Origin of the sequence: Streptomyces sp. NPDC086787, assembly GCF_044745865.1 — a bacterium.
GTDB lineage: Bacteria > Actinomycetota > Actinomycetes > Streptomycetales > Streptomycetaceae > Streptomyces.
Window position 1 is genome coordinate 1 of record NZ_JBIVBC010000032.1, and the last position, 22,612, is coordinate 22,612.

The following is a 22,612-nucleotide window of genomic DNA, read 5'->3' on the forward strand; positions in this document are numbered from 1 at the left end:
AACTCAACGACCAACTCGACACCGCCACCAACCAACACGGCAAAGGCGACCTCACCACCCTCCTCACCGGAAACGACACCTGGACCGTCACCGACCGAGCAGCCACCCCCAGCGCCGACGCTCCGTGACGACGGTCGCGGCGGCCAGCACGGTCACGGGCACCGCCGCCCAGACAGGCCAGGCGGACCAGGAGGAGATCACGGCGGCGGCCAGCTGGAGCAGCACCAGAAGGACCGTGACCCGTCCCGGCACCGCGACGAGCACGCCGGCCTTGTCCCCCGGGGTGGCGAACACGGTCGGCAGACCGACCAGGATCACCACGGACAGGGCGGCGAGCAGCCACGAATGCCCGGCCAGGGCCCACGGGGTGGCCACCCACGCCACGAGCTCCGTCGTGAACCGCAGGACGGAGGCGACACCGTCGTCCGGCCGTCCCGCGGCCCTTTCCCCACCGGCGGCGTCAGTCATCCGCGGACGGTCTCACAACATCCGGCCGGCCGCCAGGGGTTCCGGCACGACGCCACCGCGCGGCAACTGCCCCCTCCCCAGGGGCCTTTCCGCGTGCCGGTCAGCGGAACGCGCCGGCGTTGCGGACCGCCCACGCCGCGAACGGAGCCGCCGCCCGCCCCAGCACCCGCTCCACGTCGCGGCTGACCCGCTGCTCCTCCTCGGTGGGCTCGCCGAGTATGGCGAGGGTGCCTTCGACCACGGGAGCCGGCATGAACCCGGACATCAGGGCATGCGCCTGCGCCCGGCTCTGCTCGGTGAAGGCCACCGGCTCCCCGATGGCCCCGGCGATGGCCGCGGCCCGCTGCCGTGGTGTGGTCGGCTCGGGTCCGGTCAGGACGTAGACCGCCCCGTCGTGGCCGTCCTCCCGCAGTACGGCGGCGGCCACCGCGGCCACGTCGTCCGGGTCGACGAAGGGGAGCCCGACCTCGGCGAACGGAGCGGCCGCCGTGCGGTGCAGCCGTACCGGCTCCGCCCAGGCGAAGGCGTTGGAGGCCATCCCGCCGGACCGGAGCACCGTGTACCGCCGCCCCGAACCGGCGACCGCGGCCTCGAACCCGGCGGCATGCGCGTAGACCCCCGGCCGGGTGCCCACGCCCTGCGACGACAGCAGCACCACCCGGCCGACCCCGGCCCCGGCCGCCTCCTTCATGATCCCGCCCGGATCCTCCCCGGCCACGAGCAGGAACAGCGCGTCCGCCCCGGCCAGCGCGGGGGCGAGGCCTCCCGGTTCACCGAGATCGGCGGCAACGGCCCGCACCCCGTCCGGCACGTCGTCCGGCCCGATCCGCCGCGCCACGGCGGTCACTTCCTCCCCGGACGCGACGAGCATCCGGACCAGAGCCCGCCCGACGTTCCCGGTGGCCCCCGTTACAACGATCATGACCCCTCCACGGAATGAGCGCCGACTGAGTCAGTCGACTAACTAAGTCAGACGCTAGCAACCACGAGCTCGCCTGTCTATCCTCAGTCAGGTGACTGACTCAAAATCCGGGCGCCGGACATCGGAGACACGAACAGCCGGGACACCAACAGCCGGGCCGCGCACGGGCAAACGCGAACGCCTGGTGACCGCCGCCGTCCAGGTGTTCCACGAGCAGGGCGTGGAGAAGACCACCCTCGGCGACATCGCCCGCACCGCCGAGGTCCCGCTCGGCAACGTCTACTACTACTTCAAGACGAAGGACCTGCTCGTCGAGGCCGCGGTGGACGCCCACGGCAGCCAACTGCACACGCTCACCGCCCACCTGGACGAACTCCCCGACCCCGCCGCCCGGCTCCGCGCACTGGTCGCGGGCTGGGTCGACCAGCGCGACACCGCCGCCCGCTTCGGCTGCCCCTTCGGCACCCTCGCCACGGAGCTGGACAAGCGTGACGGCGGCCCGGACCAGGCCACGGCCAAGGTCATGCGGGCACTGATCGACTGGACCGAGTCCCAGTTCACCCAGCTCGGCCGCCCCGACGCCCACGACCTCGCGATCGAACTCGTCGCCGCCTACCAGGGCATGTCGGTACTCACCCACACCCTGCGCGACCCGGACCTGATGGCCCGCCAGGGCCGGCGCCTCCAGGACTGGATCGACACCCTCGCCTGATCCCGCGCGCAGTCCAGCAGGGGCGCTTGTCCCGGCGCCTGCCGCACACCGCGCACCGCACACGGGGCGGGGTCCGGCGTGGGCAGAGGCACTGCGCGCGGTGCTCGATGAACTGGACCGGGTCAGCCCGCCAGTCGGGCGAGGGCCAGCGCGTGCGCCCGGCTGAGGGAGTCGGCGGCAGCGCAAGGGACGTCCGGCTGCACACCGGCACCCTCCCAGTTCGTGCCGGAGACGGGGTTGACGGCGCGGCCGACCGGGATGGTGGCTTCCAGGTGCGGGTGCACGGTCCAGCCGTCGCACGGATGCGCGCCACCGCGGGTGCGCTCGCCGACGACGACGGCGCGGCCGAGCTGCTGGAGGTCGTACGCCAGCTCCTCGGCGGCGGAGAAGGTGCTGTCACTGGACAGCACGTACAACGGCTTGCTGCCGCCGAAGCGCGTGCCGGGAACGTGCGGCAGGCTCCAGGACTGCTCGCTGCGCCCGCCGTCGCGCCAGTACATGGTGTTGAGGTGGGTGCGCTCGTCCAGCAGGTGACTGCAGACGAAGGCGACCGTGTCCGGGTCGCCGCCCCGGTTGGCGCGAAGGTCCACGATCAGCGCCTGGGCGCGGGAGGCCAGGGTGAGCGCGGCGCTCAGCGGTTCGGCGGCCCACTCCAGCGGAAACAGCATCGGCGCCAGCTCCACCACGGCGACGCCTCCGTCGAGCAACTGCACCCGCGGTGCACCGCCCAGCGAGGTGTCGAAGTCCCGGCGGACGGCGGCCAGACTGGCCGCCCCCCGCTTGGGGGGCACGGAGTCGGCGTGGTGCTTCAGCCTCAGGTGCCGGTCGCCGTTGGCGGACTGCAGGTCCGCGGTGACCAGACGGGCGAACTCCTCGGCGTCGTCGACGTCGTAGGCGCCCTCGGCGAGGCGTCGGTGCAGCAGGCCGGCGAGCTGCTCGGCTATCTCGGGGAACACGTAGTGCTCGGTCAGCAGTCGGGCCGTCTCGTCGATGACAGGGGCGGGCTGAAGCTTCGTCAGAGTCGTCATGGCAGCGAGTAGAGCACTGCCCTTGCGAAAGCGTCAACGAGATTAGACACTTCCGGTATGCGTGATCAGCCTTCCCACCTGCCACCCCCTGAGGATGTTCTGGAGATCGGTGCGCCCGACCAGTTCGCGGCGCTCGCCCACCCGCTGCGTCAGCGGTTGCTCTTCGCGCTGGGCCACCGGCCTGCCACCATCAGCCAGCTCGCGGCGCAGCTCGACGCGAAGAAGGGCAACGTGGCCCACCACCTCAAAGTGCTCCGCGAAGCCGGGCTGGTCCACGTCGCCGAGACCCGCCAGGTCCGCGGCGGCACCGAGCAGTACTACCAGCGCACGGCCCGCCACATGGTCGTCGCCGAACCCCAGGCGGCAGGCACCGCCGCGATGCTCGCCGCCATCGCCCAGGAGCTGGACCTCTCTCCCGCCGAGACCCACCTGACACTGCGCCACCTGCGCCTCAGCCCCACGAAGGCAGGAGAACTCGGCGAGGCCCTCGCCAAACTGGTCGACGAGGCCGAGGAAAACGCAGAGGACCAGCCAGTGCACGGTGTGCTGGTGGCGCTCTATCAGCAGGCCCCGCCGGCCGGCGCCACCGGTTCCGCCTAGGGTCTGTCGTCTGGATCAGGCCGCAGACGCGGCACCGTCGGCATCCTGCGACCTGATCCAAACGACAGACCCGAGCGGTACCACCCTCGCGAGACAGCAGCGACGCACCGCATGGGACGCCGTGCCGGCGCCCTGCGGGCGCGCGGCACTACTTTCGCAACACGGCCTGGCCGGCCGCCTTCGCATGCCGGGTCGTCGCCCGGCCGAACCTCCGTACCAGCGGGGCCTCGACCATGGAATAGAGCACCCACGACAGCACCACCGTGCCGACAGCCGCCCCCACCAGCATCGAGATGCCGGCCGTGGTGGAGTACATCTCCGTGCCCAACTCCTTGCGCAGCCACGACAGCACCGTGTAGTGCAGCAGGTAGAAGGCGAAGGAGATCTCGCCCAGCCATACCATCGCCCGGTTGCGGAACGGAGTGAACCGGCCCTCGATGTCCGCGGTCGCCGCGGCCGCGATCACCAGCACGATCGGAATGATCATCGCGGCGCGCTGCCCGTACAGGTACGGCATGTGGTACGTGAGCCAGTACCCGCCCGCCAGCAGCAGGAACGACGGGATCATGCCGATGTTGCGCCAGCGCCCGTGCCTGACGGCGAGCGCCACCAGGATGCCGAGGGCGAAGTCGACCATCCGGACCGGGGGCAGCACATAGCTGAACCAGTACGCCGACACCGACAGGTCCTGGCCGCTGGGAACCAGCGGAGTCTTCGGGAACGCCGCGTAGGCGATCGCCGGGGTCGCCCACACCAGGGCGACCGTCCCCGCGATCCAGTACTTCAGGTGCCGGGCGTCGATGCGCCGGAAGACGGCCAGCAGCAGCGGGAAGCTCAGATAGAAGATCGCCTCCACGGCCAGCGACCAGCTCGGCGAGTTCACACTGAAGTTGGTGAAGTAGGTGGGCACCCACACCTGGACCATGAACAGGTTCGCGACGGCGACCCGGGTGGAGGTGTAGTCGCTGGCGAACAGCACCATGGCGAGCAGCCAGGCGACCACGTAGTTCGGGTAGATCTTCACGAACCGGCGTCGCCAGAACCCCGTCGTGGTGTCGCCGTCCCGCGCCGACCAGGTCAGGACGAACCCGCTGAGCACGAAGAAGAACGACACGCCGAGGCCGCCCGCCTGGTCGAACCAGCGGAACAGCCGGAACTCGGTGCGGTCGTCGGCGAGCAGCCGCAGCGGCGGTATCGGCAGGAAGGCGTGGTGGGCGAACACGGCCAGCGCGGCGGGGAACCGCAGGCCGGTCAGGGACGGCAACCGGGATACCCGGGCGCGCTCCGGCGCGGCGGCCGCGCTCTCACCGGCAGGCCCGCGCTCGCCGGCCGGCGCGGAACCGGTCAGTACTTGGTCAGTGGCCATGAGATGTGTCCGTTCTGGTCCGGCAGGGGACGGAACCGTCTGTCGAGCGGGAGTCACATGGCCTTTTTTGTACGGTCGCCCGCTCGCGGCGCGCTCAAGAGCCGTTGAAGGACCGACCGGATCCGGCAAGGGATCCGAGCAGGGACCGCCACGACCGGTTCCGCCGGAACGGCATCTCGAACGCCTTGGCGAACAGCCACGCCCCCGCCACCGACGCGGGGACCGCCACCGCCACCGTGAAGCAGAACGAGGGCAGCCCCGGCGGCACGAAGTGCGGCGCGACCTTCCGGATCACCACCATCACGACCGGCAGATGCACGAGATAGAGGCTGTAGGAGAAGTCGCCGAGACCGCGCACCGGCCGTGCGGTCAGCAGCCGCACGAACAACGCGGGCCGGCCCGTGACGACCGCGACGACGAACATCGTCATGGCGGGTACGACCGCCAGGTCCACCCAGAAGAAGTGCCGCACCGTCCAGACCGGCCCCTCGGCCGCGATCAGCGACAGGACGGGCAGCGCGGCGAGCGCGGCGAACCAGTGCCACGGCAGCCGCCGTACCCGCTCGGACGCGACGAGCACCCCCGCGCCGACCAGCCCGGCCACGAACACCGGAGCCAGCTGCGGCGCCAGCCGGTTCATCCCCTCCACCGGCGACGCCCCCGCCGCCGACAGGCCGCCGGCGACCACCGGGAGTGTCACGCCCACCACCAGCAGCACGGCCCCCAGCCGCCGCCGTACCAGCAGCAGGAGCGGGAAGAGGAGATACAGCTCCGCCTCCACCGCGATCGACCAGAACGCCCCATTCGGCGTCGGCGCCGTGAAGACGTCCTGGAGCAGGAGGCCGTACACCACCACGGACTCGCCGGTCGGCGGACCGAAGTGCGAGGCGGGCACCACGAACCGCGCGACCACCGCACTGAGCACGAGCGCCGCCCAGTACGGCGGCAGGATCCGCCACGCGCGCCGCCGCAGGAAGCGGCCGGCACCCCCCGTCCGCCAGCCGCCGCGCGCCGCGGGGATGGCCAGCGAGAAACCCGACAGCACCAGGAAGAAGACGACCGCGAGCCGCCCGTACATCAGCCAGCCCAGCCAGCCGGGACCCGAGTTGCGGGGAAACCCCGGGAACGTCAGCAGCCAGCAGTGGAACAGCACGACGTACAGCGCGGCCAGACCGCGCAGCCCGTCCAGGCCCGGCACCTGGCCGCGGCCGCCGCTCCCGCCGGCGGGTGTGGCGGCGGCCGCTTCGGGGCCGTCCGCGACGAGTTGGTTCGACTGCGCTGAGATCGTCCGGCCCCTTTTTCCCGTCCTGCACCGACGGTGACTGATACGTCGCGGGAGGCGGGGCAGTTCAACGCCTGCGACTACTCGCCGCGCGCCGGAACCCCGCCCCACCGGCCCAGATCCCGCAGCCACGCCTCGGCCGTCGTGTCGGACGGCGCCCGCCAGTCGCCGCGCGGCGACAGCGACCCGCCGGCCAGTACCTTCGGCCCGTTCGGCATGGCCGAGCGCTTGAACTGCGCGAACCCGAAGAAGCGGCGGCAGAAGGTCTCCAGCCAGTGCCAGATCTCCGGCAGGCCGTACTCCGTGCGGTCCTCCTGCGGGAACCCGGGCGGCCACGCGCCGGCGTCCTGGTCGTGCCAGGCGTGCCAGGCCAAGAAGGCGATCTTCGACGGGCGTAGCCCGTGGCGCAGCAGGTGGAACAGGGTGAAGTCGTGCAGCGCGTACGGCCCGATCTTCGACTCGGTGGACTGGAGCTCCTCGCCCGGCACGAGCTCCGGACTGATCTCCGTGTCGAGGATCGCGGCCAGCGTCTCGTTGGTCTCCTCGCCGAACTGGCCGCTGCTGATGACCCACCGGATCAGATGCTGGATGAGCGTCTTGGGCACGCCGGAGTTGACGTTGTAGTGGCTCATCTGGTCGCCGACTCCGTATGTGCACCAGCCGAGCGCCAGCTCGGACAGGTCACCGGTGCCCAGCACGATGCCGCCGCGCTGGTTGGCCAGCCGGAACAGGTAGTCGGTACGGAGCCCGGCCTGCACGTTCTCGAACGTCACGTCGTACACCGGCTCGCCGGACGAGAACGGGTGCCCCATCTCCTTCAGCATGAGCCGGGCGGTCGGCGTGATGTCCAGCTCGGCCGCGGTCACCCCGAGCGAACGCATCAGCGCGTGCGCGTTGCCCTTGGTGTGCTCGCCGGTCGCGAAACCGGGCAGGGTGAACGCGAGGATGTCACCGCGCGGACGGCCCGCACGGTCCATGGCCCGGGCGGCGACGATCAGCGCGTGCGTGGAGTCGAGGCCGCCCGACACCCCGATGACGACCTTGGGGCCGCCGATCGCCGCGAGCCGCTGCTGCAGCCCGGCGACCTGGATGTTGTAGGCCTCGTAGCAGTCCTGGGCGAGCCGTTCGCGGTCGGCCGGCACGAACGGGAACCGCTCGACACGGCGCCGCAGCCCCAGATCGGTGCGCGGCGCGTCGAGCCGGAACGCCACCTCCCGGAAGGCGCCGGTACGCGCCGCGTGCGTACGGCGGTTGTCGTCGAACGTGCCCTGCCGCGCCCGGTCCTGCCGCAGCCGGTCGAGGTCGACGTCGGCCACCGCGTACTGCTCGCCCTGCGGGAACCGTTCGGTCTCGGCGAGCAGTTCGCCGTTCTCGTAGATCATGGTCTGCCCGTCCCAGGACAGATCGGTGGTCGACTCGCCCAGCCCGGCCGCCGCGTACACATAGGCGGACAGGTAGCGCGCGGACGCCGACCGGCACAGCAGCCGCCGGTCCTCGGCCCGCCCGACCGTGATCGGGCTGCCCGAGAGGTTCACGAGCACGGTCGCCCCGGCCAGCGCGGCCTCCGCGCTCGGCGGTACCGGCACCCACATGTCCTCGCAGATCTCCGCGTGCAGCACGAGGCCGGGCACGTCCTCGGCGGCGAACAGCAGATCCGTGCCGAACGGCACGGCCGCGCCGCCGACCCGGATCGTCCCGCCGCGCTCGTCGTCGCCCGCGGCGATCTGCCGGCGCTCGTAGAACTCGCGGTAGTTCGGCACGTACGACTTCGGTGCCACGCCGAGGATCCGTCCGCGGTGCACGAGGACCGCGCAGTTGTAGACCCGGTTGCGGTGGCGCAGCGGCGCCCCCACGACCAGCACCGTCAGCAGCTCGGCGGACCCGGCGACCACGGCCCGGAGCGCCTCCTCGACCTCGTCGAGCAGTGCGTCCTGCAGCAGCAGGTCCTCGATCGAGTACCCCGACAGGCACATTTCGGGGAACACGGCGACCGCGACCCCCTCACGCGCGCACCGCCGCCCCTGCCGCAGCACCGCCTCGGCGTTCCCGACCGGCTCGGCGATGGAGGCGTGGCCGGTGCAGGCGGCGACCCGCGCGAAGCCGTGCTCGTAGATCGACCAGAAGTTCACGATGCGCAGTCTCTCTTCCTTGGGCTTCCTTGCGCTCCCCGGGCTCTCGCGGGCCCGGCGTCAGTCGGCACAGACCGGTCTTTCGAAGAAGGTCTCCAGCACGACCGTCGCCTGGGTCCCGCTCACACCCTCGATCGCGTAGAGCCGCCGCAGCACGTCCTGCAGCTCCTGGGTGCTGCCCGTGCGCACCTTCACGAGCACCGCGGCGCTGCCCGCGATGACGTGGGCCTCCTGCACCTCGGGCACGGCGGCGAACGCATCGGCCGAGTCGCCCATCCACATCGACGAGTCGACCATCACGAAGGCGAGCACACCCCGCCCGAGCGCGGCCGGGTCGGCCTCCACGGTCGTACGCCGGATGACTCCGCGCTCACGCAGCTTGCGCACACGCTCGTGCGCCGCCCCGGCCGACAGCCCGACCACCTTCCCGAGCGCCGCGTAGGCCTGGGTGGCGTCCCGCTGCAGCTCCGCGATCAGCGCCCTGTCGATACCGTCCACGGAATCCTTCCCTGTCCCCACACCCTCACCATATCTGATTCGAACACCTGGTGATCATCAGGAATGCCATTCGAGAAAGCCGCACCGACACCTGACTGCATACGCAATTTTCTTTGGCCGGCAGGTCAGCGGCCGTTACTCACTTTCGGGTGACGGCGCACGGCGCGACAGGGTTGTGCGCCCCCGCTCGGCCGGTGCCGGAGGCCCGGCGCCGCAAGGCGGCCGGGGCTGAGGAAACGTCAACTCCGTGCAATCCGCGAATTGATGGGTGATACAGCCAAGGATCACGCGAACATGGACAAGCTGTAACGGCCACCGCGTATGACTCATAACACCTCCACCGGCGACGCACTCTATGGGTGTGCGGCCGACCGGCCGCCGAAATCGCACCACACACCCGGGGTGGCCTGCGGCTTTGCCGCGGAGTCGGGGTGTGCGCACGATCGTGAAGGGGGACCTCGTGTCCGTTTCCGTATCCGCCCGCCGTCTGTCCGCAGCCGCCGTCGCGGCAGCCGCCGTGGTCGGGGCGGTGGCCCTGCCCGCCGCCGCGGCCGGCCGGCCCGCCCCGCAGCACCGCCCGGCAGTGGTCATCAGCGACGTGCACACCCACTTCCTGGGCCGGGACAACCGCTCCAGCCGCTTCCTCAACCAGGAATGGGTGGACCTCACCAACACCACGCGCCACACGGTCAACCTCAACGGCTGGACGCTGCGTGACGAGGAAGGACACACCTACACGTTCCGCCACTTCAGGCTGGGCGGCCGCGACACCGTCCGCGTCCACACCGGCGAGGGCCGCGACACCCGCAACGACGTGTACCAGGACCGGCGCAAGCGCATCCTGGACAAGGCCCACGACACCGTGACCCTGCGCGACAACCGGGGCCACTTCGTCGACAACGAGTCCTGGGGCCACCGCAGCCGCGGCCACCAGCACTGACCCACCCGCACCCCGGTGGTGCGCCCCTGCCCGGGGGCGCACCACCGGGGCGCCCGCCTTTGCGGCACCCTTCGGTACCCTCCGGCGCCCGGCCGTGCCCGGCGCCCGGCCGTGCCCGGCGCCCGGGCGCGGCACGGCCCGGCAGCCGACCACCCGCACCACGCCCGGGGTGCGCTACAACAGCCCGCCGAGCGGCAGCACACGCGCGCTGAGCCGTCCGCGCAGCATCCCCCCGGCGACCTCGGGGTCGGCGAGCCAGTCGGCGGCGGCCAACTGCTCGGCGTGCTCGGCGACCTGACCCGGCGCCAGGGCGCTGAACGCGGCGACCCGCTCCAGATCCAGCCCGCCGTCCTCGAGACATCCGAGCCGTCCGTCGGAGAGGGTGTGCGCGGCGGTGTACAGGGCGAGAAGCCGGGTCGCGGCACCCAGCTTCTTCTTGCGGATCTTCCGGTCACCCACCACCTTCTGGGCCCAGCCGGAAAGCCTGGCGCGCGTGGTCTTGCCGAAGCCGAACGGGCGCGACTGGTCGGGCAGCAGCGCGGGCACGGTGATGGCACAGGGGTCCTCGGGCTGGGACTCCAGCACCTCGGCAACAGTGCCCGGCAGGCGCAGCCAGCCGGCCGTGACCAGCTGCTGAAGCACCCGCCCGGCATCGTCCTGGAGCCACCCGGAGAGCTCCTGTCCGGTGATGTTCCCGGTGCCGGCACGCGCGGCCCGCAGCGTGAGCATGAGCATCGCGAGACGCACCTCGGCCTCGGGCTGCGGGGCATGGACGGCCACATAGTCCAGCACGGTGCGCGCACTCACCGCCTGACTGCGCGTCAACAGCCGCATCACCAGCGGCTCGTCGCCGTCCGCCGTGTCGCCCACGGGCCGGCCGAAGCGGTTCTCGCGCATCTCCCGGGTGGTCTGCGCGGCCTTCCCGGCGCGCTCCGCCTCCTGGCGCAGCGACGGATCGTCGGTGAGATCGGCCCACCGGGCGAACGCACGGGCCTTGCGCTCGTGGAGGCTGGCAAGGAGCACGAGATCGGGTTCCGGGCACTGCTGGTAGGCGCGGAACGCATCCCCCAGCTCGACGAGTTCACTCCGCAGGGACTCGGGTTCGAGGTCGTGCGGCACGAGCCGCTGCGCGATCTTCCCCAGCGGCTTCACCCGCCGGGACACCGCGGCCGGCGAGGCGGTACGGGCACGGGGGAGCGGCGCGGACCCAGCGCCCGCGGACGACCCGGCGGTGGCACCCGCAGCAGAACTCGCAGCAGGACTCGCCGCACTGGAACCCGCGTCGGCGGGGGAGGACCGCCGGTCCGAGAACACCGCCGTCGCGTCCCCGGCCACGCCACGGGCCGGCTCCCGGCCGGCCACCGGCCTCCCCGCCGCCCGGCCCGCCCCGGCCGCGGTGGCCTCGGCGGCCTCGGCGGTCCGCGGGACCGGCGGAGCGGTGTCCAGAACACGGCAGTCGGGGGTGGCGGCCGCGCAGCGCGCACACATCTCGGCGATCCGCCACAGCCGTCCGGCACGGTTCCCATAGACCGTCAGAACCACCGGCCCCCCGCACCGCACCGCCCCCGCCGGCGGCCGCGCCCCCTCACGCCGTCCCTCGCCCGGGTCGGGGACGTGCCACACACAGTCGACGGCCCGGCAGGCACACCACGCCTCACCCCGCGGCCCGCCACCCGCCCGGACGCCCGCCAGATGCATGTTGATGTGCCCGATCGCCGCCTTGCGCCCCGCGGCGGCACCATCCGGAAACCGCTGTTCGGCGCAGGCCGGGCGCGAGCAGGAGAGCTTCACCGCACCGGCGGCAAGGTGGCCGTAGGGATCCAGACGCACCGTCCACACCCGCCCCGCGACGCGGTCCTCCTGCCGTGTGCCGGCCTCCACCGCCATGCGTACTCCCAGCGTTGCTTGATCCGTGTCCCCGGTGTTCCTCATCATCGGGGATAACGACCGGCCGACCCCGGGAAACGGACTTTTCAGCCCGGCGCGCCGCGCCCACCGGACACGATCGGGGCGGACAACGGCAGCAACGCCCAGACCTGACGGCCCTCGGACGCGGTCTCGGTGCCACAACTGTCCGCACCAAGACGCCGCAGCACGGACAGGACCCCGGCCTCCTCGCAACCACCCCCGCCCACGGGGGCGGCCCGGTGACTGAAAGCGAGAACCAGGACGGTGTGATCCTGCTCGGCCAGATGCAGACTGACATGGCGACCGCCGTCGGCGACGACCGTGGCCACGAGCAGACGCACCACCGCCTCCAGACAGCCGGGGGAAGCGAACCCCCAAGCGGCCAGCCGGTCCGACACCACACGAACGGCCTTGGCCCCCGCCCACGACCGCGCCTCCAGGGCCCACGCGGCGCCACGCCGGTTCCGCATCACCACCTGCCCGCCCCGCCCCGCCCGCCACGGCACCGGCAGCCCCGCCGGCAAACCGTCACGGGACTCGGGCACCGGAGGACTCGGCGGCCGCTTCGGCGGCGGCGGTGTTCTCGGCGGATAGTCCGGTCGCGGCCTGATCGCCTCGGGCTCGATCCGTTCCATGAGGCGGCCCTCCCTGGGATGGGTGTCCCATCGTAGGGTCCGTGCCCGACTCGCGTGCCTTTTTCCGCTGATGAACCCCGACCGGCCCGGGTGCTGCAACCCTCCGCCCCGGTCAGCTGAGCCCTCAACAGGCAGCGGTTGCCCTCGGTCTGCGCCGGGTCCTCCTTCGTCACAGGGGGATCTGGACCGGGCGCCGGTCGGCATAAATCCTCGAACTCGTCATCACGCTCGAGGAAGGATGCCTGTGTGCATCACATCCTGTGCGGGCTCGCCGCCAATCCAGCCCTCCCACCCGAGCTGGTCGACCGGCTGATATCCCTCGCGGACGACGACATCGCCATGGACCTCGCCCGCCGTGCCGACCTCAGCCGTGCACAAGCGGTCGCGTTGGCCGAGCGCGTCGAGGGGAGCGCGGTGTCGCTCGCGTACGAGGGTCGGCTGACCGCCGCCGACATCGATCCCTCCGCCTGGCCGGACGCAGCCCTCGCCCTGCTCGACCAGGGGGCCGGCCGCCCGGAGTGGGCGCGTCTTTTCGCGTCGGATCCGGCCCGCGAGCGCCGGGAGAAACTGGCCGCCTGCCCCGGCCTCCCGCCCGACGTGGTGGACACGCTCGCGGCGGACCCGGACATACGCGTCGTCGCCGAACTCGCGTTGTGGACCACCCCGGACGTGGCCGCCAGGCTCGCGGAACACCCGCACGCCGAGGTCCGCCGCGCGGTGGCGGCCAACGAGGCGGCACCCCCGGCCGCACTGGCAGCGCTGGTGACCGGGCAGGGCCTGCCAGCGGCGCGCCGCTGTCTGGTCTGTGACCGCGAGGAGACCCCCTTCGTGCACGACCCGCAGTGCCCACGGCTCGACTGCGATCTGCCGCCGGGCGCCTCCTGCGACGGCTCCCACGAGTCCCCCGTCCACGACATGCGGGAGGCCGCGCTCCGTAACCCCGCCACCCCCCTCGAAGCCGTCGTCGGCTTCGCGGACCATCCGTCGATGTCGTTGCGCTGGGCACTCGCCGCCCGCCCGGACCTGCCCCAGCAGGTGTGCGAACGGCTCGCCTCGGACCCCACTGCCGGTGTCCGCGCCGACCTTGCCGAAAATCCCGCGATCGACGACGCCCTGATCCGCGCGCTGGCCGACGACCGTGACCCCGAGGTGCGCCGCAGGCTTGCACACCGTCCCCGCGTACCGCTCGACGTGCTCACCCGGCTCGCCCGAACTGCCAGGACCGGCGCGACCCTGCTGCCCCGCATTGCCGCCTCCTCTCCCACCGAGGTCGAATGCACGCATGACAAGCCACGAGGTAGCACCGGAGACCTTGAGGTTCTACAACGAAACCATCAACGAGGCGAACCGGCTGACCACGACCGCCGACGGCCGCCTGGAACTGCTCCGCACCCAGGAACTGCTGCGCCGTTACCTGCCACTGGCTCCCGCCCGAGTTCTCGATGTGGGCGGAGGACCTGGAGTGCACGCTCGATGGCTTGTCGAAGACGGATACGACGTGCACCTGGTCGGCCCCGTTCCCCGGCACATCCAGCAGGCCGAATCCACCGGGGCGACGGTGGAACTCGGAGACACCCGTCAACTGGGCGCCGAGGAAGCCTCGTACGACGTCGTACTCGTGCTGGGCCCTCTGTACCACCTCCTTGACAGGAGGGACCGGGACCGTGCACTGGCGGAGGCGTACCGCGTCCTGAAGCCGGGCGGGCTACTGGCGGCAGCCGGCATCAACCGGTACGCCTCGCTGTTTGAGCACACCGCCTTCGCGCACCTGCACAAGGAACCGATGCGAAAGAACATCGGCGCGATCCTCGCCACGCAGATCCACGACGGGAGGAAGGCTTTCACCCAGGCCTACTTCCACAGCGGCGAGCAACTCCACGACGAAGTGACAGCAGCCGGATTCACCGGGACAGAGGTCTTCGGCGTCGAAGGGCCGGCCTGGTCCCTTCTCGCAGCGGTCGAGCGCAACACCGGCCTGCCCTGCCAGGAATCGAGCCTCTTCGAATCGGCTCTTGCCGCAGCCCGCCTGGCCGAGCCCTACCCGGAACTACTGGCGGCCAGTTCCCACTTGCTGGCCGTGAGCCGCCGTCCGGCGTGAACGGCACAGGAGAGCGGAACTGCCACAGATCTGCCGTCGGGATCTCGTAGTTCTGCTGCTTGGCCCAGACAGCGTTTCGCGAGGGACGCGGTGTCGGCGATCATCGCAGGCAGATCTCTGCGCTCAGCCACGGCACCCACGCCGGCGTAGCGTTCAGAGAGCGCGCTTCCGGGCTTCGAAGCGACACACTTCCGTGTCTCAGGAAGCCATGTCGCGCCTGTGTCCCGTCCGCAGCCGGAGGGGCTGACCCGCGCGGCTCAGGGATGGAGCTTCTTGCCCTCGGCGAGCATGGCGACGAACTTCTCGATACGCGCTGCCCGGGTCTCCGGCTTCTTGGCGTCCTCCACCCGGTACAGGAACGCGTACCGGTTGCGGGAGTCCAGGGTGGCGAAGAAGTCGCGGGCCGCCGGTGCCGCGTCCAGGGCGGCCTGAAGATCACCGGGTACCGTCGCCTTGCTCTGCGCCGTGTACGCCGCCTCCCAGCGTCCGTCGGCCTTGGCCTTCTCGACCTCGCGCAGACCGGCGGGCTGCATCCGGCCCCGCTCGATCAGATCGGTGGCCTTCTCCCGGTTCACCTTCGACCACTTGCTGCGCTGCCGTCGCGGAGTGAAGCGCTGGAGCCAGTGCTGCTCGTCCAGCTTCTTCTTCTGCCCGTCGATCCAGCCGTAGCAGAGCGCCGACTCCAGGGCGTGCGCGTAGTCGACCCCGTCAATTCCGGAGCCTGCTTTGGGAATCTTCAACCAGACCGCAGGCACTTCCGCGTGGTTCTCCTCCAGCCACTTCTCCCATTTCTCCGGCGTGGAGAAGGAGAGAACCGGATGTGCTGCGTGCTGTGATTCCTCCGACATGGCCTTCATGAAATCCCACCGTCCGAACCGGGTCAACAAGAGCGACCGGCTCGCCCGGCGCAGGAGGCGGGGTGCGGGTGGGACCGAAACCCATCTGCGCCCGGAACGCAACGGGAAACCTGTCCGTCTAGGAGGTCGCCGAAGGCGAGCGAACCGAACTCCCCGCATCGCGCAAAGGATCTACGGGAAGGGCGATGCGGGCTTTATGGACCCAGCAGCGCTGGTGCCGAGCGGTCGGGAACACCTCGATCAGGGCTTTCCACAGGCCCATCGCACCGTCGCCGACGACGAGCTCGGGGTCGCGCATACCGCGGCGGCGGCAGTCGCGCAGCAGGTCGGCCCACGACTCGGTGGACTCCCGCAGCCCCTCGGCCAGCGCGATCAGCTCCTTGGTGCCGTCCAGGCGGACGCCGAGGAGGACCAGCACGCACGAGTGCGCCTGGCCGAGCCGCACCTTCGGGTGGACCCCGTCGGCCCATACGTAGACGAAGTCGCGGTCGGACAGGTCCCGGTCCTGGAAAGCGGCGTGGTCGTCGCTCCACTGCTTCGTCAGCAGGGTCACCGTCGCGGCCGACAGTCCGGCCGTGCCGCCGAGGAACTGCTCGGCACGAAGTCTCCGGACGACAGTCCGTGCAGGTAGAGCAGCGGCAGCACCTCCGAGATCTTCGGTGACTTGCGGCACCACGGCGCAAGAATCCTGGAGGAGAACCGCTTGCGCTCGCCGGTGGCCTCGTCGACGCGGCGGTCGTTGACGCGCGGCGCGGTGACTGCGACCGGGCCGGCCACAGTGACGACTGTCCGGGGCTGGTGGTGGCCGTTGCGTACGACCAGGCGCCGTCCGCGCTCATCGGTGTCCGCAGCCAACTCGGCTATGTACTGGCTGACTTCCGCCTCCAGCGCGGCGGCCAGCATCCGGCGGGCGCCCTCGCGGACGATCTCGTCGATCAGGGAGCCGGACGCGATACTGCCGTCGGCCTTCACTACGCTCAGCACGGGCGTGCCTTCCCGACCCGCGCTGCGAACGCGGGCCTACTCGGAGACCTTCAAAGGATCATCGGGAAGGTACGCCCTCCGCGTTCCCCCCGGCACCGATCCACAGGTTCCGAGCATTGCTCGCCACGGAGGGCGCTGCTGCGGAGGGGCGGGGCGGTCGGATTCGAACCGACGTCCTCCGAGATGATGTCGCGGCGCACTACCTCTGTGCTACGGCCCCGCCTTGCTGGTGATCTTATCCCCCGACCACGTTGATCGACAGGGGATAAGCGGTGGTTGATGCCATCACCACCGCTCGCCGGCTCGCGCCCTCGGTGACAACAAGCAGGCTGATGTAACAGCTATCGTGCTTCGGCTCACGTGTGCCGAGGCTCGGTAGTTGTCACCGACAGCACTGCATAGGCTGCACAGAAACCAGGTCGAAGCAGCCGGACTGTCACCAGAGAGGCGCTGGAGTTGTCACACATAGCCGATCACTGGTCTTCCTGCCGCCGGGGCACAGTGTGACTCGCGACGACCTCATCGCCATGCTCCGCGAACAGACGCCGGCATGCGGGCCGGCGCGTAACGCCTTGATCGCCGGGGCTGACTTCGTCGTCTGGGACGGCCTGGTCCCGGCCAACCGGCACGCGGGCGTCTTCCGGGGGCGAATGCACCACTCCTTGAAGCGTGGCCACACGATCGACGGCCTGGCCGAAAGCGTCGACATCCTTCGGCGAGCCGGGGAAGAGCCGCTTCGTACCGGATCCATCGACGCGGTGGACATGTCATCCTGGTTCACGATCTTCCTGAACTCCACGGCGACAGTAGTGGTGGCCTGCTGCGGCGGACGCCGACCCACCACCATGGAGTCGACCGACCCTCCCGAGTCCGGCGCCCAACCGCGCAGGTGAGGTGCCTCCGGTGGTGTGGACACGCTGACAATGGATCTTGCGGATCCGAGGAAGGGTGTCCTGGTGGGACGGAAGTCGCCGTATCCGGAGGAGTTCGGGGCCACCGCCTGCGTCCAGGCTCCCCGCCGCGAGGAGCCTGTCCCGGGTCCTCGCCAGGACCAGCCAGGCCCGCCGGCTCCCCCTGCACCGAATGGGCGGAGGACTACGGCAGCGGAAGTCACGGAGTGATGGGTTCCATCGACAGCGACGGAATCCTGAACCTCATCGTTCTCGCCAAGGAGGGCAAGACTCCGGCCGGCAGCGAAATGATCGCCGACGTCATGGAAAAGATCGGCGGAAACGCGAAGGGTAGGCACGGATCCAGGGCAGCCGGGTCCGGACTCGCGAGAACGGCGCACCGCTCCATCCCGACTGGACCAGCCACCGGTTCAACCGGCTGCTCGAACTGTCCGGCCTCCCTCCGATCCGCCTGCTCGGCAAGACGGACATCAAGGTGGTCCAGGAGCGGCCGGGGCGCGGCTCCCGCCAGATCACCCCGGACACACCGCACTCGCCGTCCTGCCGCAGCGCCTGACGGCCGAGGCGGAGTCCATGAGCGCGGTTGTACCCCGCCCGGAAGAGACAAGTCCCGGGCGGAAGAAGCCGAAGCGGCCCCAAGAGCTTGAGAGGCTGTCGAGAGGGGTGGGGACGATGAGAACGATGCGCCGGACGAGGGACTTCAGCCCGGCGCGTGACGCGCGCCCTGTGCCGCCCCCCGTATCCGTGGGGATGCTCCGCTGCGGGGCCCGGCGTAGGCGCAGCCGGCGGTCGACCCCGCGCCGGTGGGGGCGTGCTGCTGCTGAAGCTGGCTTGCTGGGGTTGGGGTGGTTTTGGAGAGGTGTTTCCACGAGTCAAGTCTGTTTGTCAGTGGTGATGTCTATGCTCCGGCAATTGGGTCTGCGTGAGTGTGTGTGGGCAGAGAGCTGTTCGCACTGCAGGGCGCGACCGCCTGCCCGCAGCTCGTCGACTTCGACGGCCTGATTCTCTCGGGCCGCCGCAAAACCAACTGAATGAAAACGGCCACACCGTCCAGTAAAGCCCCAGCTCAGCAAGTGTCGCCCCCGCGCCCGCGGGGATGTTCCGTGGGCCCAGGCGGTGCTGGGGGTTCCTCGACACGATGCGGGGAGCGCGTGACACGCTATCGCCGTCGGCCATGCTTGATGCGGAGAGCACGGTCGACCAGCTCCCGTGATGGCGGGCCATCCAGGCCGACGCTGGGGTCGAGGTCCGGTTCGACTGGAGCATCGTCAGCGTGGACTCCACCGCCTTCCGGGCTCACCAGCACGCGGCCAGAGTCCACTCGCACTCGCCGCGGGTTCCCAGGCAGGAGCCCGACGCGGTGCAGGTCGCCGACCGATGGCATCTGTGGCAAAACCTGTGCACAGGGCGGACTCCATCAGGTGTGGATCTCGCCACGCGTGGCCACCGACGTGCTTCCTATGCTGGTCAGCGCCTGCTCGTCGGCGTGTGTCGCCGAACTGCCCGAGGGTGAGAAGGACTACAACCCCACACCGCACACAGGCGGCCGAGTCGATCAGCCGGTGTCCGAGTGGGACTGACCAGACCTGTCCGATGCCCGCTGGAAGTTGATCGAGCAGGTCCCGACGGCCTGGCGGTTCGAGCGTCAGCCGGGCCCTGGACTGGCGACGCCCAAGGTCGATCGGTACGCGGCGATCCTCCGCGATGTCAGGACGGGCGCAATCGGCCGGGCCCGCTGCGGTACCCGGACGGGTTGCCCAGGTGGTCAGTGGCTCCGCGTGGTGGATCGGGCTTTGACGATCGCGCCGCGTCGACGGGCGCGGCGGAGCTGGTGTGGGCCGAATGCGTCAGAGCGCAGTCTGTGATGAGGTGTCGCCTCTGTTTGCGAGATGTGCCGGTTAGGGTGCGTGTGGCCGTTCCGGGGTGTCGGACCGGGTGGGTCGGTGCGGGTCCGAGGAGGAGTGCGATGGGCAGGCGGAGAACCAGGACCGGGGTGGCAGTGGCAGCCGGGATGCTGCTCGTAGGGGTGGCGGCGGTCCCGGCGCGTGCGGACACCCCTGTGGACTGTGTGACGCAGGATCTGATCGACGCGATCAACGACTCCAACGCGGGCGCGAACGACCACATCCTGGTCTTGACGTCGTACTGCGTGTATACGCTGACCGACGCGAACGGCCAGCTCCCGATGGTCACGCAGCCGCTGGTGATCCATGGCAACCACGCCACCATCCGCCGCGACCCGGCCGCCACTACCAACTTCCGGATCTTCGAGGTCGGCGGGACTTCACTGACCATGGACACCCTCACCGTGATGAACGGCAACGCCACCGGCGATCTGGGCGGTGGTCTGAAGCTCACCACCAGCAGTGGGTCCCTGACCGCCACCAACGTGAACTTCCAGGGCAACACAGCGGCCGTCGGTGGGGCGATCTCAGCCTTCAGTGGTGGATCTGTCTCCCTCACAGGGGGCACGGTCAACGACAACCGTGCAGACTCCGAGGGGGGCGGCATCGCGTCAGCGGGCGCGATCATGCTGGACTCGGTGGCCGTGACCGGCAACCGATCCATCAGCGACTCCGGAGGTCTTATTCTCCTGGGCAACCAGCCTGCGACCATTACCAACAGCACCATCGACCACAACACCGCGAAGAACTTCGGCGGTGGCATCACCTACCAAGGATCCGGTCCCCTGTCCGTCACTGGTGCCTCGATCGCCGACAACCGGGTCACCGACAGCGGTGCAGGCGGCGGTGGCGTCTTCTTCGAGCCGGAACCTGGCGGCACCCTCATGATCACGGGCTCCACGGTCAGCGGAAACACCGTCACGGGCTTCACCGCGAACGACGGCGAGAGCAACCGGGGTGGCGGCATCTATGTCAGGGAAGGCCAGGCCACCCTCGACAGCACCACAGTCCGCGGCAACCAACTCATCGGCGCCTTCGGCCAAGGCGCGGGAATCGCGGCAGAAGGGTTCTTTGCCGCAGGCACACTGACTCTGCAGAACGGCACCACCCTCCTCGCCAACCTCGCCTCCGGCCGCTACTCGCAGGGCGGCGGCCTCTACACGGACAACAGCTTCAATCCCGTGACCGTGGCGGTGAATGCCTCCCACATCGACACCAACAAGGTCACCGGCACCGGCTCCGCCGCCGCGGGCATCTACAACAACGGCGGCACCTACTCCTTCACGACCTCCAGCGTGAACAACAACACCGCACCGCTCGCCCCCGCACCCGGCGGCGTGTACACCACCGTGGCAATCACCAGCGTCGACGCCGGCACCACCTTCACCGGCAACACCCCCACCAACTGCGTCTTCAGCCCCGCCCCCGTCACCGGCTGCGTCGGCTGACACAGGCTCTGCACGTAACAGCCCCTATTGATCAGAAACTCCTGGCTGCCCGTGCGTCATACCAAGTCGCGCGCTGAAGGGGCCCTCCACCTTGACCGTGGACACCTCGGCGAGTTCAACCGGTCGTTGCAACACCGGGTTGTTGTAGTGAGCGTAGCTGTTCCTCGAGGACCTCGGCCGGGGTCTTTCAGCCGAGGATCTTGCGGGGTCGGTTGTTGATACCAGGAGCTTCGCGCTCTTCGGGCGCTTGGCCGCCTGCTGAGCCTTCCACTGGGCGACCGTCGCGCGGTACTCCTGCTTGCCGCCGCGCGTGGCGGCGTTGCGGCGCAGTTCGCGAGAGACCGACTTGATCGTTGCTCCTGGCCGCGACCGGTACAGATCCAACGCCGCGGCGAGGGCCTGGACGCGGGCATGACCCGGCTGCGCCAGCACGCCGCCGCCCTCGCCCGCGAACCGCTAAAAACAGCTCTGCGACGATTCCTGACCGGCCTGGCTTCCGGCCATGGCGACGAGTCGCCGTCCTCGCCGCAAGCCTACCCACTCCCCGCCCCGGACGATGACCCGCCACGCCCCAGGCAGAGCCCAACGACCCGGCGCAGGGCCAGCACTGCGCCCGCAAGCCGAACGGGGGCAAGGGGCATCGAATAACTGGTGAGGCGGGCGGGTCAATCCGGCTTCTCGGAGGCTGCCCGAATCTGCTGCCAGCAGCGGCACACATGCTGCTCGGCCTGCTCCACGAGGAGGCGGGCAGCGTCGTCGACGGGCTCGCTGCGGACGGGAATGCGGTGCTGTCGCCCCGGTACGCGAAGGCGCGCCGTGCTGCTGCCGTGCCGGCGGCTGGCTGCCCAGCGCCCGGTCAGGACAAGGCAGGTGACGGTCACGGCGGCCAGGGCGGGCAGTACGTGGGAGGTGGACACGGCTCGACATCTTTCCGTGGAGGGGGAAGGGCAGGGAGGGCGCCGGTATCCGTGTACCGGCGGCCCCCTCCCTGAGTGCGTCTGTCCGGCCACCCCCGCGACCGGCTCCTCAAAGCACTTCCCGACCTACGGACTTCCCAACTCGTCCGAGGGCTTCCCACCGCCTGCCAGTTGCTCGATGACGGCTGGCACGTCCAAGCCGTCTGCACGCTCTGCCTGGCCGCCAAAGGCGTCTTCACGCAGGCTCGCCACTGGGTCCCCAAAAGCACCCGGCTCTGTCTCCGCCACGGCCGCTGGACAGACACCTACCACGCGCAGTTCGATGTCCGCCTGCCGCCCGAGATCATCCAGGCACAGCGCGACCATCGCCACCTCGTCCGGGAACACGGCTGGCAGTCCGTCGAGGTCGCCATGCGTCAGGCCACCGGATGGTGCTGGCGCTGGTGGGACAGCCGCAGGTTCCACCAGGAGCGCGACCGCAGACTGAAACTCCTCATTCCCTCCGGAGGAGGAACCTATCGCGAGGATCCCCGACTCATCGCCAGCAGCTATCCCGACGTCATTGCCCTCACTGGCCTCCTGGCCTCGCCCAAGCTCCGGAACCTGCCCTTCACCGGCCGGGAGCGGGATTTCCGCGTGTTCGTCAGCGAAGTCCGCGCACGAGCGGCCCCCGGCTACCGCTACGAAGCCGCCGGCGTCGCCGATCCGCTCGTCCGTTGGATCGAGGAAGAACGCTACTACCGCACCCTCCCCAATCATCCGTTCCCGATGCCGAACGAGCCCCGGACGCACAACCCGGACACGCTGGAAGATCTCACCCGCAGACTCAACGCCAGACTCGCTCCCGAATCCGACGACCAGCGTCAGTGCGCCATCTGCGGCACCCCGTTGAAGGACGCCCATCCGAGGAGGGTCTGTCCAGTGAACGGTGTAACTGGGTTGGTGTCGTGGGTCAGATTCGGTTGTGGGTGAGGCGGCCGTCGAAGGCGATGTCGAATGCCTGGA

The 22,612-nt window shown here is 70.3% G+C and carries 19 protein-coding genes and 3 pseudogenes; 10 read left to right on the forward strand and 12 right to left on the reverse strand.

Annotation, left to right across the window (positions count from 1 at the left end; all coding sequences use genetic code 11):
• Positions 1-87: 87 nt before the first annotated feature.
• On the reverse strand, positions 88-468 hold the full coding sequence (locus ACIPK3_RS33390; RefSeq protein WP_402575866.1) for a hypothetical protein: 381 nt from the start codon (positions 466-468) through the stop codon (positions 88-90).
• A gap of 100 nt (positions 469-568) precedes the next feature.
• The gene (locus ACIPK3_RS33395; RefSeq protein WP_402575868.1) at positions 569-1,390 is read right to left on the reverse strand and encodes an SDR family oxidoreductase; all 822 of its coding nucleotides are present in this window, start codon (positions 1,388-1,390) and stop codon (positions 569-571) included.
• 184 nt (positions 1,391-1,574) lie between these two features.
• Here ACIPK3_RS33395 and ACIPK3_RS33400 point away from each other — a divergent pair, with 184 nt between their 5' ends.
• Positions 1,575-2,102 (forward strand): TetR/AcrR family transcriptional regulator, encoded by a 528-nt coding sequence (locus ACIPK3_RS33400; RefSeq protein ID WP_402575870.1) that lies wholly within the window; start codon positions 1,575-1,577, stop codon positions 2,100-2,102.
• A 122-nt stretch (positions 2,103-2,224) separates the two neighbouring features.
• Here the strand turns inward: ACIPK3_RS33400 and ACIPK3_RS33405 are convergent, their stop codons facing one another.
• Positions 2,225-3,130 carry a S41 family peptidase gene (locus tag ACIPK3_RS33405; RefSeq protein WP_402575872.1) on the reverse strand — a complete coding sequence of 302 codons (906 nt, stop codon included), beginning with the start codon at positions 3,128-3,130 and terminating at the stop codon, positions 2,225-2,227.
• A gap of 57 nt (positions 3,131-3,187) precedes the next feature.
• On the opposite strand from ACIPK3_RS33405, the gene ACIPK3_RS33410 reads away from it, so the two are divergent.
• Positions 3,188-3,730 (forward strand): ArsR/SmtB family transcription factor, encoded by a 543-nt coding sequence (locus tag ACIPK3_RS33410; RefSeq protein WP_402575874.1) that lies wholly within the window; start codon positions 3,188-3,190, stop codon positions 3,728-3,730.
• A gap of 148 nt (positions 3,731-3,878) precedes the next feature.
• Here the strand turns inward: ACIPK3_RS33410 and ACIPK3_RS33415 are convergent, their stop codons facing one another.
• The 4 genes from ACIPK3_RS33415 to ACIPK3_RS33430 all read right to left on the reverse strand — a co-directional run bounded on the left by ACIPK3_RS33415 (position 3,879) and on the right by ACIPK3_RS33430 (position 9,005).
• On the reverse strand, positions 3,879-5,096 hold the full coding sequence (locus ACIPK3_RS33415) for an acyltransferase family protein (RefSeq protein WP_402575876.1): 1,218 nt from the start codon (positions 5,094-5,096) through the stop codon (positions 3,879-3,881).
• A 94-nt stretch (positions 5,097-5,190) separates the two neighbouring features.
• Positions 5,191-6,294 (reverse strand): acyltransferase family protein, encoded by a 1,104-nt coding sequence (locus ACIPK3_RS33420; RefSeq protein WP_402575878.1) that lies wholly within the window; start codon positions 6,292-6,294, stop codon positions 5,191-5,193.
• 164 nt (positions 6,295-6,458) lie between these two features.
• Positions 6,459-8,507 carry an NAD(+) synthase gene (locus ACIPK3_RS33425; protein WP_402575880.1) on the reverse strand — a complete coding sequence of 683 codons (2,049 nt, stop codon included), beginning with the start codon at positions 8,505-8,507 and terminating at the stop codon, positions 6,459-6,461.
• A gap of 60 nt (positions 8,508-8,567) precedes the next feature.
• Complete coding sequence (locus ACIPK3_RS33430; RefSeq protein WP_402575882.1) at positions 8,568-9,005, reverse strand: Lrp/AsnC family transcriptional regulator; 438 nt, start codon at positions 9,003-9,005, stop codon at positions 8,568-8,570.
• Positions 9,006-9,465: 460 nt separating this feature from the next.
• Here ACIPK3_RS33430 and ACIPK3_RS33435 point away from each other — a divergent pair, with 460 nt between their 5' ends.
• Positions 9,466-9,945: a lamin tail domain-containing protein gene (locus tag ACIPK3_RS33435; protein ID WP_402575884.1), complete on the forward strand. Its 480-nt coding sequence runs from the start codon at positions 9,466-9,468 to the stop codon at positions 9,943-9,945.
• A gap of 174 nt (positions 9,946-10,119) precedes the next feature.
• Here the strand turns inward: ACIPK3_RS33435 and ACIPK3_RS33440 are convergent, their stop codons facing one another.
• Positions 10,120-11,832 carry a hypothetical protein gene (locus tag ACIPK3_RS33440; RefSeq protein ID WP_402575886.1) on the reverse strand — a complete coding sequence of 571 codons (1,713 nt, stop codon included), beginning with the start codon at positions 11,830-11,832 and terminating at the stop codon, positions 10,120-10,122.
• Positions 11,833-11,918: 86 nt separating this feature from the next.
• Entirely contained in the window at positions 11,919-12,323 is a 405-nt protein-coding gene (locus ACIPK3_RS33445) for a hypothetical protein (protein WP_402575888.1), read from the reverse strand.
• A 411-nt stretch (positions 12,324-12,734) separates the two neighbouring features.
• On the opposite strand from ACIPK3_RS33445, the pseudogene ACIPK3_RS33450 reads away from it, so the two are divergent.
• A pseudogene (locus ACIPK3_RS33450) lies at positions 12,735-13,886 on the forward strand (hypothetical protein); the annotation flags it as partial.
• Complete coding sequence (locus ACIPK3_RS33455) at positions 13,771-14,586, forward strand: class I SAM-dependent methyltransferase (RefSeq protein ID WP_402575890.1); 816 nt, start codon at positions 13,771-13,773, stop codon at positions 14,584-14,586. The pseudogene ACIPK3_RS33450 and the gene ACIPK3_RS33455, both read left to right, overlap by 116 nt.
• A 257-nt stretch (positions 14,587-14,843) precedes the next feature.
• Here the strand turns inward: ACIPK3_RS33455 and ACIPK3_RS33460 are convergent, their stop codons facing one another.
• Both ACIPK3_RS33460 and ACIPK3_RS33465 read right to left on the reverse strand, forming a co-directional pair.
• Positions 14,844-15,434: a YdeI family protein gene (locus ACIPK3_RS33460; RefSeq protein WP_402575892.1), complete on the reverse strand. Its 591-nt coding sequence runs from the start codon at positions 15,432-15,434 to the stop codon at positions 14,844-14,846.
• A 175-nt stretch (positions 15,435-15,609) separates the two neighbouring features.
• Positions 15,610-16,427, reverse strand: a pseudogene (locus ACIPK3_RS33465) (IS256 family transposase); the annotation flags it as partial.
• A gap of 503 nt (positions 16,428-16,930) precedes the next feature.
• Here ACIPK3_RS33465 and ACIPK3_RS33470 point away from each other — a divergent pair.
• The 4 genes and pseudogenes from ACIPK3_RS33470 to ACIPK3_RS33485 all read left to right on the forward strand — a co-directional run bounded on the left by ACIPK3_RS33470 (position 16,931) and on the right by ACIPK3_RS33485 (position 20,690).
• Positions 16,931-17,320 (forward strand): hypothetical protein, encoded by a 390-nt coding sequence (locus ACIPK3_RS33470; protein WP_402575894.1) that lies wholly within the window; start codon positions 16,931-16,933, stop codon positions 17,318-17,320.
• Between the two features lie 1,234 nt (positions 17,321-18,554).
• Positions 18,555-18,654, forward strand: a pseudogene (locus ACIPK3_RS33475) (IS5/IS1182 family transposase); the annotation flags it as partial.
• A gap of 123 nt (positions 18,655-18,777) precedes the next feature.
• Entirely contained in the window at positions 18,778-18,918 is a 141-nt protein-coding gene (locus ACIPK3_RS33480) for a hypothetical protein (protein WP_402575896.1), read from the forward strand.
• Positions 18,919-19,304: 386 nt separating this feature from the next.
• A complete protein-coding gene (locus ACIPK3_RS33485) occupies positions 19,305-20,690 on the forward strand; it encodes a hypothetical protein (RefSeq protein ID WP_402575898.1) in 1,386 nt (461 codons plus the stop codon).
• 665 nt (positions 20,691-21,355) lie between these two features.
• On the opposite strand, the gene ACIPK3_RS33490 is transcribed toward ACIPK3_RS33485, so the two are convergent.
• Positions 21,356-21,607 carry a hypothetical protein gene (locus ACIPK3_RS33490; protein ID WP_402575900.1) on the reverse strand — a complete coding sequence of 84 codons (252 nt, stop codon included), beginning with the start codon at positions 21,605-21,607 and terminating at the stop codon, positions 21,356-21,358.
• Positions 21,608-21,778: 171 nt separating this feature from the next.
• Here ACIPK3_RS33490 and ACIPK3_RS33495 point away from each other — a divergent pair, with 171 nt between their 5' ends.
• On the forward strand, positions 21,779-22,579 hold the full coding sequence (locus tag ACIPK3_RS33495; protein WP_402575902.1) for a hypothetical protein: 801 nt from the start codon (positions 21,779-21,781) through the stop codon (positions 22,577-22,579).
• Positions 22,580-22,612 lie beyond the last annotated feature (33 nt).